The sequence below is a fragment of the Halobellus captivus genome, from assembly GCF_007655485.1.
Lineage (GTDB): Archaea > Halobacteriota > Halobacteria > Halobacteriales > Haloferacaceae > Haloquadratum > Haloquadratum captivum.
In genome coordinates this window covers 205,376-221,332 of sequence record NZ_VJXQ01000004.1, presented here as the reverse complement: position 1 = coordinate 221,332, position 15,957 = coordinate 205,376, and the positions used below count along the sequence as shown (strand labels likewise).

Genomic DNA, 15,957 nt, shown 5'->3' with positions numbered 1-15,957 from the left:
TTATCGTCTCCCCACGTCGAGAAGTCGCTCGACGACGATTTCGGTCGTGTCTCGACGGTCGGCGAGCATTCGATCCCGTCTGGATTCCCAATCGCGCTCGGTCCCGCCTTCGAGGATGGAGACCGCAGTCTTGAGCGCGTCAGCCCGTCGAGTCGGGCCGTGACAAGGGAACAGCAGTCCGTACTCGGCGAGTTCTTCCGTCAGTCCTGTTTCATTCTCGTGCGCGTAGACCGCTGGCGTGCCGAGAACTGCACTCTCAGCGCTCATCGTGCCGCTCTCGCCGATGAACAGGTCGGCGTAGGCGAGCAGGTCGTGCATCCGGTTCGACGGGACGACGGCTCGGTGGTCTTCGAGCGTCGACGGGAGCGGCTTCTCGGAGCTGACGAGGACGCGCGCGCCGGTCCGTTCGAGCCGCTCGACGACGCCTTCCAAGTCCTTGAACCCCTCTCCTCCGACGTTGTGCATCGCATCCCACCGGATCAACCGCAGGACGACCAACGTTTCCTCGGGGTCGATGCCGATCGCTTCGAGGGGAGCTGGCGACGGCGAAAACCGGTCGGGATGGAGGTAGGCCAGTTCGTGGTAGCCGGGATAGGTGTACTGTTTCGGGCCGATGTTCCCGCGGTAGCAGGTCGGCGTGCAGATGAGATCGGCGAAGGGGAACGCGAGTCGGTTCGAGAGCGTGGCGTGATCCGTGTCCGTAAAGACGACACTTCTGGTTTTGAGAACAGACGCGACGTGTGAGACGGAGACGCCGCCGACGGCCGCCATCACGTCCGGATCGTGACGCTGCGCGGCACGCAGCAGTCGGTACTCGTAAACCAACTGGGTGAGCGGAACCGAGTCGTCAGGGCCTCGGGACGCGAGGACGGTGTGTTCGATATCGTTCGCGGCGAGTAGTTCGCGCGTGACGCTTCTGTCGAGGGCGTATACGTGCGTCTCGTGATCACGTTCGCGTAACTCCCTGATCGCGTGCTTGAAAAAGTGCACGTGTGCCGGATGCTGAATACTGATGAGTATCTCCATCATCCCCACCCGAAACTGTGCAACGCGTTCGTTCGCCGTGCGCCCATTTCGCTGCCAGGACGGTAGGTTCTGTTCATGGGTTAGAGGCTCTCGTAGACGAACCCGAAATCGCGGGCCGTCTCGCCGTCGAACTGGTTCGCCACGTCGATGAGCAGGGGATCGGCGTTCAGTTCCTCACTGAGCGTTTCGAGATCGAGGTCGGCGAACTCGTCGTGGGCCGTCGCGATCAGAACCCCGTCGAAATTCTCCAGAGACACCTCCGGAAGTATCTCGATTCCGAAGGCCTCGCGCACCTCGGCGTCGTCAGCGTGGGGATCGTACCCGGCGAGGTCGACTCCGAAGTCCTGCAGATGGGAGATGACCCCGCCGACCTCGGAGGTCCGGATATCCCCGACGTTCGCCTTGTATGCGAGGCCGAGAACGAGCAGTCTGCTGTCTTTGATAACGCGTCCGCTCTCGTTGAGTGCGCGTATCGCGAGATTGGCCGTGTGCTTCGGAACGTATTCGTTTATCTCGCGGGCCTGCAGGATGAGCTTCGGCGAGAACCCCTCGCGCTCCGAGCGGTAGGTGAGGTACAGCGGATCAACCGGAATGCAGTGCCCGCCCACGAGACCCGGCCGGTATTCGTCGTGGAAATTCCATTTCGTCCCGGCCGCGTCCAGCACCGCGTGCGTGTCGAGACCGATGTGGTCGCAGGCGACGGCCAGTTCGTTCACCAGCGCGATGTTCAGGTCGCGCTGGACGTTCTCGATCACCTTCGCGGCCTCGGCGGTTTCGACGTCGGGCGTGCGGACGACGCCCGCGTCAACGATGCGTTCGTAGAGCCGCCCGACGTCCTCGCCGACTGCCGGAGACCACGCACCGACGAGTTTCACGACCTCGTTGACGCTCCGCCCCGTGACGCCGGGGGCGACGCGTTCCGGTGAGTACGCCACGTTGAACTGCTCGCCTCTCGTGAAGTCCGACGTCCGCTCCAGAGCGGGGACGAGTACCTGAGCGGTCGCACCGGGGAACACCGTCGACTCCAGCACGACGGTGGTCTCCGGCATCATCTGTTTGCCGACCGTTTCCGCCGCGGCCTCGACAAATCGCATATCCGGGTTCTGGAGGTCGTCGACGGGTGTCGGTACAGTGATGATAACGTACTCCGCGTCTCCGATCAGGGACGGATCGGCCGTGAACTGCACGTCGCAGTCGGCGACGGCGTCGTCGCCGACGCAGCCGACAGCGTCCTCACCCGCGGCCAATCGTTCGACCTTCGATTCGTCGATATCGTACCCGATGACGTGCGCGCCGTTCCGGTCGAACGCCTCGGATAACGGTAGGCCGACGTATCCCAACCCGACAATGCAGACGGTGTCAGCCATCCAGTCCCACCCCCCGGTACGTCACGTCGTCGCGGTCTCGGAGGTGCGTCAGGTCCTGTCGCCCGTCCACGACGACGAGCGGGCGTTCCTCCGGTCCCAACTCCGGGACGTCGATGTCCTCGAACGCCGCCTGTGGTGTGACGAGAACGACAGCATCGAACTGATTGTCGTCGAGATCGACCGTCTCTGTGATCTCCGCACCGGCTTCCTCGAACGCGTCGTAGTCGGTGAGGACCGGGTCGTGTGCGAAGACGGAGGCACCGCTTCGATCAAGCCGTTTGACGACGGGGAGGGCCGGCGTCGCCCTGATTTCTTCCACCCCGGGACGGTACGTCAGCCCGAGCACGAGTATCGAGGCGTCCGCGGGATCTACCCCCTGCCCGCGGAGCGTGTCGAGTGCGAGTTGAGCCGTGTAGAACGGCATTTCGTCATTTACCGCGCGTGCGGTCTCCAGTAACTGTGTATCCTCGTCGAACGGTCCGATGAGGAAGTACGGGTAGTAGGGGATGCAATGGCCGCCGACCCCCGCTCCCGGCGTGTGGATGTCGCAGAACGGCTGCGTGTTGGCGGCTTCGATCGCTTCTACGACGTCGATCCCGAGCGCCGAGGAATGCCGCCCCAGCTCGTTCGCCAACGCGATATTCACGTCGCGATAGACCCCCTCGAACACCTTGACCGCCTCAGCCGTGGTCGCATCGGAGACGGCGAGGACGTCGTTGTCGGTGATCTGCTCGTAGATGAGCGTGGCCGCGCGGGTGCTCTCCTCGTCGACGCCGCCGACGATCTTCGGATGCGCGCCCCTGATGTCTTCGAGGGCCCTGCCGCTCGATGTCCGCTCCGGGCAGAATGCGAGCCCGAACTCCTCACGAGAGAGTCCGCTTTCGCGTTCGAGAAGCGGGAGGAGAACATCGCGGCACGTCCGCGGTGGCAACGTCGATTCCGCGATGACAACGTCGCCGGGTTCGAGTCCGGCGGCGATCGTGCGTGTGACGTCCTTGACCACCGACAGGTCCGGGTCGTCGCTCTCGTCGACCAGCGTCGGGACGATCACCACGTGCACGCTGGCCTCCTCGGCCGCCCGCTCGCCTTCGTCGGTCGCACGGAGCCACCCCTCTGAGACGGCCCGTGAGACCGCCTCGCTGAGGCCGGGTTCGCCCGTGACGTGACTCACGCCGCGATTCACCGTCTCGACGACTTCTTCGTCCGTATCGACGCCGATCACCGCCGTCGTCACGTCGGCGTAGACCGCCGCCAACGGCAGTCCCATCTTCCCGAGTCCGTAGACCGCCACCGGGACGTTGCCGCTGATGAGGTCGTCTTGTTGATCCGAGGGGTCGTCGCGACTCGCGTACAGCTTTCGGCCGTATTGAGATATCATCTGATTACGTTCGTTCCTTCGAGTTCGTCGGGTAGTGGTCGATGCGTCGCCGGAACGCCCACGGCGAGCGTGTTGGGGGGGACGTCCTCCGCCACGACCGCGCCAGCGGCGACGAAGGCGTCCGCTCCGACGGTCACGCCAGGGAGAACTGTCGCATTCGCCCCGATTGACGCCCCTTCTCTGATAGTCGGTCCGTCCAGGTCCACGTCGCGACGGAGCGGGTACGGATCGTTCGTCAGCACCGCCCGCGGCCCCAAGAAGACTCTGTCGTGAATCGTCGTATTCCGCGGGACGTAGACGCCGGTCTGCATACGTACTTCGTCACCGATAACGGCGTTACCGTCTATGACGACGTCAGAACCGACCAGCACGCCGTCACCGATACGGGTTCGTTCGCGGACGACGGCGTTGTGACCGGTTGTGAATTCGTCGCCGATCTCGACGTCAGCGTAGATGATCGTTCCGGCCCGAATCCTCGCTTCGGATCCGATGATCGTCGTCTGCGCCTCCTCTCCCCGGCACCCGATGGTCACGTCCTCGTCGATGTCGCAGCCGCTGCCGGTCACAAAGGCGTTCACGGGCGCTCGACACCCCCGAATTCGCCTGTAGCGTTCCGCTGCCGGACTGAGTTCTCGACAGCAGGTGCATACTGCTCGATAGCCGGTGCATCACTCACTCGTGCGTGCTTGTCAACCACGCTGTGCGTCGTGTGCGTCATGTATCTATTGACCCGGTACCGTGAGCCGATGGTCCGTGGGTGTGGAGTACTCGGTTCTGGGCCCCTTTCACTATGAATCAGGTAAACCAGCGCTTAGCGGGAGGATAAGCGGCTGATTTGGGGATTATCTGTGTCCGCCGTCGGCCGCCAGCGCGTCGTCTGCCGTCCCGCTCTCCGTCTCCGCGGCCGCTCGATCGAGCGCACGGGTGACTTCGAGAACCGTCAGCCCGTCCGACGCGGTCACGACCGGTTCCGCCCCGGCCGCGGCCGCCTCGGCGAACGACCGAAGTTCGTTTTTGAGGGGCTCTTCGCGTTCGACGGTGAGCTGTTCCACTACGCTCTCGTGGCGGTAGTGGACGTCGCTCTCCGTCCGGAGGTACTCCGGCGTCGATGACCGATGGATCTCTACCGTCTGGTCGATGTAGTCCACTAGCACTCGACACTCCCGCGCGGAGATGGTGAGTTCACGAACCTTCTCTTGGGTCACGCGGCTCGCAGTGAGGTGCCCGACGACCCCGGACTCGAACGCGAGTGTTCCCGTCGCGTAGCGGCCCTTTGCGGTGCCGACGGCGTCGCACGAAGCGAGATCGCCGTCCACCAGATCGAGGATGATGTCCACGTCGTGTATCATCAGATCCATTACCGCGGTATCCTCTATCGTGCGCTTCGGCGGCGGGCCCAGCCGACGCGCGGAGACCGAGATGACGTCTAACTCATCGATGAGGTCGCGAACCACCTTGACTGCCGGATTGAAACGCTCGATGTGGCCTACCTGCAACGTGACACCGTTTTTCTCGGCGCGATCGGCCAGTTCACGGCCCGCGTCCGGATCGCTCACGAACGGTTTCTCGACGAGCACGTCGACGCCGTGATCGATACAGGTTCTCGCGGTCTCGTGGTGGTACGCCGTCGGCACGGCGATCGAGACGATATCGACCGATTCGAGGAGGGCTTCGAGATCCATCGCATCGGTGTCATACCGCTCAGCCACCGACGCCGCACGATCAGCGTCGACGTCGAACACGCCCGTCAGCGTCGTCACTGGGAGTTCATCGTACACCCGTGCGTGATTCTGTCCCATACTCCCCGCGCCGATGACACCGGCGGAAAGCGGGGCCATCTCAGACATAGGAGATCACCTCCTCGTCGGTGAGGATTCGACCGATATGCGCGGCCTCTTCGCGGGACACGCCCGGATGAACTGGGAGGGAGAGCACCTGGTCTACGAGCCGTTCGGTCACCGGTGCGGTGCCTGAGACGCCGTCATAGGCCGGTTGCTGATGGATTGGCGTGGGATAGTACACCGCGCTGTCGATATCGTGATCAGCCAACACGCGCATCACTTTATCGCGGTTTCCACACCGTATCGTGTACTGGTGATACGCGTGTCGGCGTCCGGGGGGTTCAATGGGCGTGACTGCCGGAGTCTCTGCGAGCGCGGCGTTCAGTGCAACCGCGTTCTCGCGTCGCCGTTCGATGATTTCGGGCAGCCGTTCGAGTTGAGCGTTCCCGATGGCGGCCGCCATACTCGTCATTCGGAAGTTGTGCCCGAGTTCGACGTGCTCGTAGCCGTCACTCTCTCGACCGTGATTGATGAACTGCGATGCGGCCGCGGCGATCTCCTCGTCGTCCGTCGTTATCATCCCTCCCTCGCCTGTCGTCAGGTTCTTCGTCGGGTAGAAGGAGAACGTCCCGACGTCACCGATGGCACCGACGTGTTGCCCGTCGATCATCGCTCCGTGCGCCTGCGCGGCGTCCTCGATGAGCGCGACATCGTAGGTGTCAGCAATATCCGCGAAGTGATCCATATCGGCGGGAAGGCCGTACAGATGCACCACCACGATCGCGTCGACCGGGTCGTCCAGCGATCGGATACGCTCTTCGACCGCGTACGGATCGAGATTGAACGTACTGGGATTGATATCCGCGAACGTCGGGACTCCCCCGGCCAGCCGAATCGCGTTCGCGGTTGCGACGAACGAGAACGGCGTCGTGATGACGCGGTTTCCCGGTCTGATCCCGACGCTCTCTAGAGCGGCGTGGAGCGCAGTCGTTCCGTTCGACGTCGCAACGGCGTGCCCGGCATCGCATAGGTCGGCGAATTCCGATTCGAACGATCTGACCTCTGGTCCGTCAGCGAGCTGCCCCGTTTGGAGGACGTCGACGGCCCGATCGATCTCCGCATCGCCAATGTGCGGTTCCGCGATGGGGACCTGCCCGTCGATCGCCTCAGTTGATTCTTCGCGTATCATCTCGGGACCGTCTCCTCATTCGGTTGCGATGGGTCGGTTCCCCCTCGAGGGCGGTGCCACAACGATGTCGGATCTCGGAATCGTATCATTGTCTGTCCTGTGTGTCGACGCGTCGGTAGGCGCTCCGTGCCACGGGCACGACAGCGGCTTCGCGGAGAGCACTCCGTTAGTCAGAGAGTTTACTATACGGTCGTTAAACGGATGCGTGGCCGAATTTGAAATTCAACGATGTGATGAATTCTTAACTTAGAAGGTCTCTAAACCGCAAATTCGGCGCATCTGGCGAACAACTGTGTGGGGGATATTTACCCTTCGGCGGTCAACGGTCTCGAAATGGCTTTCCAAAAAAGCCGGTGGACTACCGATCTGCTGGTCGTCCTGCTGTCGACAGTATTGGCCACGGTCTCAGTCCTTATCGACAACACCGGGTCACAGCTCAGAACGGTACTGGTCCTACCGTTCGTGATATTCCTCCCTGGGTACGCACTTGTCTCGGCGCTCTTTCCGGAAGAACGAAGGCCGGATTCGTCGGACAACACAACTGTGTCGGCACCGAAGGCCGGTAACACCAGCATCTCGCTCGCCGCCCGCATCGGACTCTCGGTGGCCGCCAGTATCGGGTTGCTGCCCGGCGTCGTGCTGGCGTTGCAATTCGTCTTCGGTGAGATTCGAGTCGTTCCGAGCTTTATCGTTCTCGCGGTGTTCACGGCTGTTCTGACGCCCGTGGCCCTCTTTCGACGATATCAGCTCCCGGAGTCCGAGCGGTTCGGCGTGCCGTCGGTAGCCGCGCTGGTCGGGGCAGTCGGGGCGTCGTTCCGGATTCGGAAACGGTCGCTCTCCCGGACGCCCACCTTCGAGCCATCGTCACGGCGCGGACTACTGCTGAACGTCGCGCTCGCGGTGAGCATCGTCGCATTCGCTGGCAGCGTTGCTGCGATGTACGCGGCTCCGACGCAGGATGAACAGTTCACCGAACTCTACCTGCTCACTGAATCCGGGGACGGCGAGTTCGTCGCCTCGGACTACCCTCGGAACTTCGATGGGGGGCAGAGCCGTCCCGTGTACGTCGGAATCGCCAATCACGAGGGTGCGTCGCAGTCGTATACGACCGTTGTGAAACTACAGGAAGTCGATCAAACAACGGATGGGACGGAAGTCACGCGCGAAACGGAGCTCGATCGGTTCTCGCGGACCGTCGAAGCCGGTGAGACTGATCGTATCAGACACGACTTACAGCCCTCGTTCGGTGGTTCACGCCTTCGCGTGCAGTATCTCCTCTACCGCGGCGACGCGCCGGAGGACCCGTCGGCCGAGACGGCCTACCGGAGTACACAGCTCTGGATTTCCGTCGACGGCGGTTCGACGGGGGGACGCTAACAGATGTGGCCGTGGGAGCACCTCGCGTTCGGCTACGTGATCTATTCTCTCGGCGTCCATCTCACGTGGCGACGGGCACCCGGCGGCGCGGAAGCCGTCGTCGTCGCCATTGGGACGCAGGCACCAGATTTGATCGACAAACCCCTCTCCTGGGGACTCGAAGTGTTTCCGATGGGCTATGCAGTGGGTCATTCGATCCTGTTTTCCCTCCCCCTCACAGCCGTCGCGGTCTGGATCGCGCGGCGGTACGACCGGGCCGGTATCGGTATTGCGCTCGCTGTCGGCTACCTCTCACACCTCGCGGGCGACGTCCTCAGCCCGTTCCTCTCGGGCGGAGCGCTGTCCTTCGATCGCCTCCTCTGGCCCCTCGTCTCGTTTCCGGCCTACGAAACCGATCACGGGTTCGTCGGACGGTTTTCCCTCTACGTCGGGCGATACCTCCACGAAGCTACTGATCCGAGCAACCTCCCGTACGTGCTCGCGTACCTCTCGGTGTTTTTCCTCGTCAGTACCCTCTGGGTGATTGACGGAGCGCCGGGCGTTCGACAGGCGATTAGGACCCTCCGCTCGGTCGCCTCTGACGGCTGAGGTCCCAACCGCGGATCTTCTCTGCCGCGCGTCACCACGCATCGCCAGAGGTGTCTCCCGCGGTCGGGACCCGGCTCACACGCGCTGTCCCGCTGTCGCCACGAACCGGTCTGATCCACCGCCTCGGGGCTATTAGCAGCACTATAAGAAAGCCCCGACAGCCGAGTGTCTCACACGAGCACGGACTATGACTCGGTACACTCACTCGACTGCGACGAATCGAACGTCGGCCCCGGAGAACGACCCGGTTGCTTCGACAACGATCGCCGACTTCCTCGACGCCGAAGTGACCGGCCCGGAGACGACAGTCACCGGCGTCGACGCACTAGACGGCGCCGGTGCTGACGATCTGGCGTTCTGTACGTACGATGATCCCGAACACGTACGCACCTCGGACGCTGGCATCGTCATCTGCTCGCCCACAGTCGGTTCGCTGCCGGAGCGGACGCTGATTCACGCCGAGCGACCCAAGGCGGCTCTCGTCCGCGTCGACGACGAGTTCTTCCGCCCGGGCGTCGCCGAGACTGTCGTTCATCCCACTGCCGTCGTCGAAGACGGTGCAACGATCGGCGAGCGGTGTCGGATCGGAGCCCACGCCTACGTCGCCAGCTGTGTTACCATCGGCGACGACTGCCGAGTGGGACAGGGCACCGCTCTCGGCGGAATCGGATTCGGATTCGCACGGATGGACGACGGCGAACTCAGACGACAGAGACACACGGGCCGAGTCGTCATCGAGAACGACGTCGAGATCGGCGCGAACTCCTCCATCGATCGCGCGGTTTTCGATGAGACGATCGTGCGTCGGGGAACGAAACTGAGCGGGAACGTCCACCTCGCTCACCAGGCTGAACTTGGCGAGGACACGACCGTCGCGTACGGATCGGGCTTCAGCGGCGGTGTCCGTGTCGGTGATCGGGTCACCGTTCATCCACACGTCTCGGTTGCGACGGATGTCGTTATCGGGGACGACGCCGAGATCGGGATGAACGCCGCCGTCCTCGACGACGTGACTGCCGAGACGACCGTCGTGGGATCTCCCGCCGCTCCTATCGGGGGTCACGATGACGACTGACGAGGTCGCCTTCACGTTCGAGTGGTACGGCGACTTCCTCGATGAGTTGTGCGATCACGGCTGCCGCTTCCGCGGGTACGAAGAGGACCTCGCGGCGGGGGACGTCCTCCTCCGTCACGATGTCGACTGGTCGCCGCGACGGGCGCTGCGGACGGCGCGTATGGAGGCCGATCGAGGTATCGAGGCGACGTACTTCTTCCTCGTTACCTCGCCGTTCTATACTGTCACGCACAAGCCGAACCGAGAGATCTTCTCCCGGTTGGAGGCGCTCGGACACGACGTCGGACTACACTTCAGCACGCACCAGTACTGGGCAGACGAACCGTCCGAGGATGCCCTTCAGGAGCGCGTCGCCGCGGAGAAGGCGATACTGGCACAGGTCACCGACGATCCGATCGAGACAGTCTCGTTTCACCGCCCCCCAGAGTGGGTGTTCCGGCGTACCTTCCCCGACTTCGCGAGTACCTACGAGGAACGGTTCTTCAGCGACATCGCCTACCGGGGCGACTCGAATCAGCGCTGGCGCGAGGAGCCGCCGCTCGAAGACGGTATCCCCGAACGGATGCAGGTGCTGATGCACCCCGGCCTGTGGGGGAACCGTGACGCGACGTTCGTCGAGCGTCTTGAGCGGCTTATGAGCCAGACACTCGGACGGACGCGTCGGTTTATGCACGAACAGTTCGTCGAAAAGAAGTACAATATCGACGAGTTCTGTGACTTCGAGCCGCGCGATGACGGTGCTGCGGAATCAGTCGTGTCACCGCCGCGTCCCTCCCGATAAATATCTCGCGACGGGACTACTTCTCGGCTTCGCGGTCGTACAGGAGCACTTCCAGATCTTTGTTCTGATCGAGGTCGAACGTCATCGCCAGCAGGAGCGAGAGACAGCCGATGACGAACAGCAGGAACCCTCCAATTAGACCGCGATCTTCCGACACCGCACCCGTGAGAGCGGCCAAGAGACCGCTTCCCGCACTGAATGCGCCGAGGTAGTAGACCAGCGGAATCGGGTGAAAATCCTTCACAAAATATTTCGTGTGCAACCGGCGAATGAATCCTCGCAGCAGCATCGCTGATACCTTCGGAACGTACGTCCGATACCGGATGTGGCTCGTCTCGTCTTTGTACACTGCCCGTCGAGAGACGTCCGCAACGCGCATTCCGTGGGTGTTGAGTCGGATGAGGAGGTCGTTGCAGTACCCGTAGCCCTCGTACATCTCCTCGATACCGACCGCGTCGAGGGCCTCGTGACTGATCGCCGTCGACCCGTTCTGTGGGTCCATGAGTTTCCAGTACCCGCTGGCGATTTTCGTCAGGAACGTCAGCGTGAAATTCCCGACCTGTCGGAGTCGGGGCATGTCGTCTCGGTCACCGCTGAGAAGACGATTTCCCTTCGCGTACTCGGCGTCGCCCCTCGCAACCGGGTCGACGATGCGCTTGACGATGTCCGGTTCGGTCTGCCCGTCGCCGCCCATCACTGCCGTGACGTCGACACCGTCGTCGAGGGCGCGAAGGTATCCGGTCTTAATCGCCCCACCAACGCCTCGATTCTCCTCGTGCTGTATCGGGACGACCCGCGGTTCGAGCGCGGTCCCGCCATCGGTCACCGGCGGATTCGCCACTGACCGCTCGTTGACCGTCTCGGCGTGTCGTTGTATCTCTTCCCACGTGCCGTCCGTCGACCCGTCGTCGATGATATACGCCCTGTCGACGAACTCCGGGAGCGTTTCGATGACGTCGCCGATGTGGGCTTCTTCGTTGTATGCGGGGATGACCGCCCCGATGGTCTGCTCGCGGTACATCGGCTAGTCGAGCACCGCGTCGGCGTCGGCGGAGTCTGTCCGCTTGGTTCGTCGATTCGCGAGGGTGAGAACAATTCCGATGACGATACCGGCCAGTGCGAGGCGTCTTTTTCGGGTCATATGTCGATTACGGCGGGTGCCGTGAGCAATCGTTGGGTCCTGGGACGCTTTATTATATTACCGGTAAGGTGGTCCGAGACGCCCTCGAACGAATCGCTCGCTGCTTACCGTGCGTATAAGTAAACACTTCGCAGTCGTCGACGGAAGTATGCGACAGTGTATGTTCGGTTCGGGGGGGCAGTGATGGGTTCTGTGTCCTCGAAACGACCCGCGAGGACCGGCACCGCGAACATCCTCCTCGTCGGGGACGGCCTCTCATCGGTTACACCAGTCCTCAGCGCTGAACTGAGCGAGGCCGACGTCACGATCGTCTCCGATAGCGACGCCGCGCTCGACAGGCTCGGCGCCGAACCGGAAGTAGACTGTGTCGTTGCAGAGCACGACGACGGGTCGTTCGACGGCGTGGCGTTCCTCCGAGCGGTCAGGGACCGGTACCCCGCCCTTCCGTTCGTGCTATACGTCTCGGACGCAGCGGCCGGAGTCGTGATCTCCGGTCTCGACGCAGGCGTCACTGACATCGTCGATAGTACCGACGATGCCGCGGAGGAGCTCTTAGTCCATCGGGTGGAGAACGCCCTTGCCACCTCCGGATTCCAACGGGGGGTGGGGGGTGAACGGCCCCGACGGTCCGATCCTGTCGGTGACCGTGAGACCGATAACGATCCGAGAACACGACGCGGGAAGCTACACACGCTCAAAGACAGTATTCGGGAACTCGTTGACGCCGAATCCGTCGAGGATGCGAGCAGATCGGCCGAACTCACCCTGAAGAAGCTCTTTCCGTCCTCCGCAGCGACGGTCTACGTTATGGACGAAGCGCGGAATGGTCTTATCCCCGCCAGCAGCGACGGCTCTCCGATCGGTCCCCACGACGGGTCTCTCGTCTGGGATTCGTTTGTGGCCAGTGAGGGTGTGGAGGCGATCGAAAGCGACGCGGACGTTCTCTCGACTCCGCAGGCGATGACTGCTCCGTTCGACGGGTTCGGCGTTCTCACTGTCGAATGGGGTGAACCTGGGCGGATTGACGATGAGAGCGAACACCTGGTGGAACTCGTGGCCGACCTCCTCGAGCAGTCGTTCTCCCGCATTCACTGTGAACGGACTGCACGGGAGCAGGCCGGAGAATTCCACCAACGAATTGAGGCGTTGGAGCGACGTCACCTGGCCACCGAGACGCTGCTCGATGTCGAGCGCGCTGTCTCCCGTTCGGTAACGCGAGAGGAACTCGAGACCGACATCTGTGAGACGCTCGCCGAACTTGACTGGGTCAACTTCGCGTGGGTCGGCGACCACGACACCGCGGAGAACCGGCTCGTCCCCCGTGCGCACGCAGGTGCCATACGAGGGTATTTTGATGATATCGACTTCTCTGTGACGCCGGAGAACAGTGAGCCAGCAGTTCGAGCAGCCCGCGACGTGGACGCTGTACTCGTAGAAAACGTCTCGTTCGGTCTGCGCGAGGAGCCGTGGCGACGAAACCTGCTAAACCGCGGCAATCAATCAGTTCTCAGTCTCCCACTCGTCTCGGGGGAGCTACGGTACGGCGTGCTGACGGTTGGTGCCAGCGACGCGAAGGCCTTCGGTGACCTGTGGCGGTCCGCTTTCGAGGAAATCGCCGACGCGGTGGCCTTCGGCATCGACGCAATCAGCGATCGACAGGCGTTAAAAAAAGACCACGTGGTCGGACTGGACGTTCGGATTCGCGACTCCAGCGACATTCTGCGGAGGCTGGCCGATCAGGTCGACGGCACCGTCTCGTTCGAGGGACGCGTCTCACAGGTCGACGCGACGTCGACGCTGTACCTCTCAGTGGACGGTGGATCGGCAGACGAGATTCGAGAATATCTCGAGGAGTCGGCCTCCGTAGATCGGGTCGAACGGATAGCTAGCGGGCCTACCAGTAGCGTGTTCGCGATAACGACGTCCGAACCGACGATCCTCTCTTCGGTGAGAGGAACCGGGGTGTCGATTCGGGACCTCACTGCCACGCCCACCGAGACGCATCTCAGCGTCGAACTGACTCGGCGGGAGAACGTTCGCGGTTTCCTCGAACGACTTCGAGAGGAGTATCCGACGGCGGAGCTACGTGGTTGTTCCTCCCTCGAACGACCGACCGAACCGCGGCAGATGACGACATCCCGGCTCACTGAGTCTCTGACCGATCGCCAGCTGGAGGTTCTCAAGACGGCCTATCTCAACGGCTACTTCGAATGGCCGCGGGAGCGAACGGGCGAGGAGATCGCCGCGCTCCTCGATATCACCCAGCCGACGTTCAACAATCACCTGCGGGTGGTTGAACGGAAACTTTTCAGCGCGTTGTTCGAGAGTGAGCTATCCGATGGTGACTACTTGTAGGGAGGTCGTGCAAATCGAACGGAGATGGACGGTTGGATTGTGGACACTATCTGTATAGCTATGAAACCTATAACCCCCACGTTTAAATTCGTCAGCTATGGAACCGACGTGTGTAGGAACGCCCAATGGGCGGTGGTCACGCACGCGAGACGCGTCCAACGAGGATGATCACGACGGGACAGGCCGCGATGGATCGAGTTCGTTGAAGAGAAAAGAGCGCACCGAGTCGTTACTTGTTGGAACTGTCCAACTGTCGGGGGGGTCGCTTGCGCTCGCCCGTACGCTCGAATTGGTCACGGAGGCCACGTTCGTCCCCGACCACCATACGCTCTCACCATCGGGTAAACGGACGCTGTACCTCTCAGTTTCGGGCGCGACTCCCGGACGTCTAAAAGACGCGTTCACGCTCGACCCGACCGTCGTCGTTGCGGATCTCATCGAAACGTTCCCGGACAGCGAGGTGTATCGGATCACCCTCTCGGACCACGCGCTGCTCGTCGCATCGACGAGTCTCGAACTCGGTGCACGCGCTCGCTCCGTTCGGGGCAGTAGTGGTAGTTGGAAGGCCCAGTTACTGTTTTCTGACCGCGATGCGTTAGTGGCGCTTCGGCAGTTCTGCTCCGAGCGGGACATCAGATTCGGTCTCAACAGCCTCTATCGGTCTGAGCAGTTCGGTGACGGCACGTCCACGCTCACGGACAAACAGTGGGAGGCATTACGCATCGCCTTCGAATCGGGATATTACGACATCCCACGACGGGAAACACAGGACGACCTCGCAACGCAACTCGACATTTCGACTACCGCGGTGTCTCACCGGCTTCGACGGGCTACCGCACAACTCATTCAAGACACGATAGAAACATTGGGCCGGGTGCAGGAGTCAAAGCAGTAACGGCGGAGACTATTCGCACCGGCTGAACGTCTCCCGCAGACCACTCCCCTCACTCACGAGTCTGTCAGTGCTTCAACCGGTACGTCGTACCACGCTTGGAGCAGTCGTCACTGCGTCACCGACAGGTACGTCTTGGTTGATGTTAAACCAAACCACGGTAACTGACAACATACATCTGTAGTGTCCCCGCCTGACCAGCACTCTACTGGTATAGTATATAAACTCTAGATATATCCATCCAGAAGTAGTTCCGGTTGGGGTGATTCTATACATTTGTAATGAAAACGACCGACATTGAAACAACGAAGCACGAGGAAAGGCAATCCCGAGGTATCTCTCGACGGACCTTTCTACAAGGTATCGCTGCCGCCGGTTCGCTCGCGGCGCTCGCCCCCACGGTACGTGGGGAGTCGACCTCCGACCGTTACTCGGAGTACTTCGATCGATTCTCGACAGTGATTGATATGCGCGAAGCAGGGGCGGACACCACCGCCTCCGAATCGATCAACGATCTGCTCGCGAAGTATGCAGACGACGACACGCTCTTGATGTTCCCCCCGGGCGAGTATCTGATGACGGAGCAGTTCCGGTTTACGGGCTTCGAGAACTTCGGGATCGTCGGGAACGACGCGACGATCGTCCCGGGAACCGTCGAGGAACTCGACGGCCGGAGCGTCGTGAAAGGATCCTTCAGTGGTCCCACACGCCTGTTCCGCCTCGGTGTCGGCTCCGACCCTGGAAATGACCTTCACTTCGAGGGGTTCGAGTTCGATTTCACGGCGAAACACAGCGGGTTCCGCGCGATCGAGGCGTACGTCGAGCAGGAGATGCTCGTCCGCGACATCGACATCATCGGCAAACACGACCTCGGGTCGTTCGGGCCCGCACTGTTCAGTGTCACCGACCCCACCGGCATCGCGACCGTCGAGGGGTTCCGCGCGCCCGACGGCGGCGAACACTCCAAAAACACCATCGGTACGATCGAGGACGGGCCTACTGGTATT

Annotated in this window: 13 protein-coding genes and 2 pseudogenes; 8 read left to right on the top strand and 7 right to left on the bottom strand. The window is 62.1% G+C overall.

Going from position 1 to position 15,957, the window contains the following annotated elements; genetic code table 11:
• The 6 genes from FJT57_RS12450 to FJT57_RS12425 form a co-directional block, all read right to left on the bottom strand.
• Complete coding sequence (locus tag FJT57_RS12450) at positions 1 to 1,026, bottom strand: DUF354 domain-containing protein (protein ID WP_144905696.1); 1,026 nt, start codon at positions 1,024 to 1,026, stop codon at positions 1 to 3.
• 80 nt (positions 1,027 to 1,106) lie between these two features.
• The gene (locus FJT57_RS12445) at positions 1,107 to 2,393 is read right to left on the bottom strand and encodes a nucleotide sugar dehydrogenase (protein WP_144905694.1); all 1,287 of its coding nucleotides are present in this window, start codon (positions 2,391 to 2,393) and stop codon (positions 1,107 to 1,109) included.
• Positions 2,386 to 3,771: a nucleotide sugar dehydrogenase gene (locus FJT57_RS12440; RefSeq protein WP_144905692.1), complete on the bottom strand. Its 1,386-nt coding sequence runs from the start codon at positions 3,769 to 3,771 to the stop codon at positions 2,386 to 2,388. The genes FJT57_RS12445 and FJT57_RS12440 overlap by 8 nt, the downstream gene beginning before the upstream one ends.
• Positions 3,768 to 4,349: an N-acetyltransferase gene (locus FJT57_RS12435; protein WP_144905690.1), complete on the bottom strand. Its 582-nt coding sequence runs from the start codon at positions 4,347 to 4,349 to the stop codon at positions 3,768 to 3,770. Before FJT57_RS12435 ends, FJT57_RS12440 begins: the two co-directional genes overlap by 4 nt.
• A 264-nt stretch (positions 4,350 to 4,613) precedes the next feature.
• Positions 4,614 to 5,618 carry a Gfo/Idh/MocA family protein gene (locus FJT57_RS12430; RefSeq protein ID WP_144905688.1) on the bottom strand — a complete coding sequence of 335 codons (1,005 nt, stop codon included), beginning with the start codon at positions 5,616 to 5,618 and terminating at the stop codon, positions 4,614 to 4,616.
• The gene (locus tag FJT57_RS12425) at positions 5,611 to 6,741 is read right to left on the bottom strand and encodes a DegT/DnrJ/EryC1/StrS family aminotransferase (protein WP_203229174.1); all 1,131 of its coding nucleotides are present in this window, start codon (positions 6,739 to 6,741) and stop codon (positions 5,611 to 5,613) included. The genes FJT57_RS12430 and FJT57_RS12425 overlap by 8 nt, the downstream gene beginning before the upstream one ends.
• 333 nt (positions 6,742 to 7,074) lie before the next feature.
• Between FJT57_RS12425 and FJT57_RS12420 the strand changes: the two genes are divergently transcribed.
• From FJT57_RS12420 to FJT57_RS12405, 4 genes are all read left to right on the top strand, one after another.
• Positions 7,075 to 8,118 (top strand): DUF1616 domain-containing protein, encoded by a 1,044-nt coding sequence (locus tag FJT57_RS12420; RefSeq protein WP_144905686.1) that lies wholly within the window; start codon positions 7,075 to 7,077, stop codon positions 8,116 to 8,118.
• A 3-nt stretch (positions 8,119 to 8,121) separates the two neighbouring features.
• A complete protein-coding gene (locus tag FJT57_RS12415; RefSeq protein ID WP_144905684.1) occupies positions 8,122 to 8,706 on the top strand; it encodes a metal-dependent hydrolase in 585 nt (194 codons plus the stop codon).
• Between the two features lie 187 nt (positions 8,707 to 8,893).
• The gene (locus FJT57_RS12410; protein ID WP_144905682.1) at positions 8,894 to 9,781 is read left to right on the top strand and encodes a DapH/DapD/GlmU-related protein; all 888 of its coding nucleotides are present in this window, start codon (positions 8,894 to 8,896) and stop codon (positions 9,779 to 9,781) included.
• Entirely contained in the window at positions 9,771 to 10,562 is a 792-nt protein-coding gene (locus FJT57_RS12405) for a polysaccharide deacetylase family protein (RefSeq protein WP_203229173.1), read from the top strand. The genes FJT57_RS12410 and FJT57_RS12405 overlap by 11 nt, the downstream gene beginning before the upstream one ends.
• 16 nt (positions 10,563 to 10,578) lie before the next feature.
• On the opposite strand, the gene FJT57_RS12400 is transcribed toward FJT57_RS12405, so the two are convergent.
• A complete protein-coding gene (locus FJT57_RS12400; RefSeq protein WP_144905680.1) occupies positions 10,579 to 11,583 on the bottom strand; it encodes a glycosyltransferase family 2 protein in 1,005 nt (334 codons plus the stop codon).
• A gap of 303 nt (positions 11,584 to 11,886) precedes the next feature.
• On the opposite strand from FJT57_RS12400, the gene FJT57_RS12395 reads away from it, so the two are divergent.
• The 4 genes and pseudogenes from FJT57_RS12395 to FJT57_RS12385 all read left to right on the top strand — a co-directional run.
• Entirely contained in the window at positions 11,887 to 14,058 is a 2,172-nt protein-coding gene (locus tag FJT57_RS12395; protein ID WP_144905678.1) for a bacterio-opsin activator domain-containing protein, read from the top strand.
• A gap of 97 nt (positions 14,059 to 14,155) precedes the next feature.
• Positions 14,156 to 14,953 (top strand): helix-turn-helix domain-containing protein, encoded by a 798-nt coding sequence (locus FJT57_RS12390; protein ID WP_144905676.1) that lies wholly within the window; start codon positions 14,156 to 14,158, stop codon positions 14,951 to 14,953.
• A 278-nt stretch (positions 14,954 to 15,231) separates the two neighbouring features.
• Positions 15,232 to 15,345 (top strand): annotated as a pseudogene (locus tag FJT57_RS17365) (twin-arginine translocation signal domain-containing protein); the annotation flags it as partial.
• Positions 15,346 to 15,417: 72 nt separating this feature from the next.
• A pseudogene (locus FJT57_RS12385) lies at positions 15,418 to 15,957 on the top strand (right-handed parallel beta-helix repeat-containing protein); the annotation flags it as partial.

Excerpts from the sequence above, each read along its gene's own strand:
- FJT57_RS12405 (WP_203229173.1), top strand. The coding sequence starts at position 9,771 with ATGACGACTGACGAGGTCGCCTTCACGTTCGAGTGGTACGGCGACTTC.
- FJT57_RS12395 (WP_144905678.1), top strand. The coding sequence starts at position 11,887 with ATGGGTTCTGTGTCCTCGAAACGACCCGCGAGGACCGGCACCGCGAAC.
- FJT57_RS12425 (WP_203229174.1), bottom strand. The coding sequence starts at position 6,741 with ATGATACGCGAAGAATCAACTGAGGCGATCGACGGGCAGGTCCCCATC.
- FJT57_RS12390 (WP_144905676.1), top strand. The coding sequence starts at position 14,156 with ATGGAACCGACGTGTGTAGGAACGCCCAATGGGCGGTGGTCACGCACG.
- FJT57_RS12450 (WP_144905696.1), bottom strand. The coding sequence starts at position 1,026 with ATGGAGATACTCATCAGTATTCAGCATCCGGCACACGTGCACTTTTTC.
- FJT57_RS12415 (WP_144905684.1), top strand. The coding sequence starts at position 8,122 with ATGTGGCCGTGGGAGCACCTCGCGTTCGGCTACGTGATCTATTCTCTC.
- FJT57_RS12445 (WP_144905694.1), bottom strand. The coding sequence starts at position 2,393 with ATGGCTGACACCGTCTGCATTGTCGGGTTGGGATACGTCGGCCTACCG.
- FJT57_RS12410 (WP_144905682.1), top strand. The coding sequence starts at position 8,894 with ATGACTCGGTACACTCACTCGACTGCGACGAATCGAACGTCGGCCCCG.
- FJT57_RS12430 (WP_144905688.1), bottom strand. The coding sequence starts at position 5,618 with ATGTCTGAGATGGCCCCGCTTTCCGCCGGTGTCATCGGCGCGGGGAGT.
- FJT57_RS12420 (WP_144905686.1), top strand. The coding sequence starts at position 7,075 with ATGGCTTTCCAAAAAAGCCGGTGGACTACCGATCTGCTGGTCGTCCTG.
- FJT57_RS12400 (WP_144905680.1), bottom strand. The coding sequence starts at position 11,583 with ATGTACCGCGAGCAGACCATCGGGGCGGTCATCCCCGCATACAACGAA.
- FJT57_RS12440 (WP_144905692.1), bottom strand. The coding sequence starts at position 3,771 with ATGATATCTCAATACGGCCGAAAGCTGTACGCGAGTCGCGACGACCCC.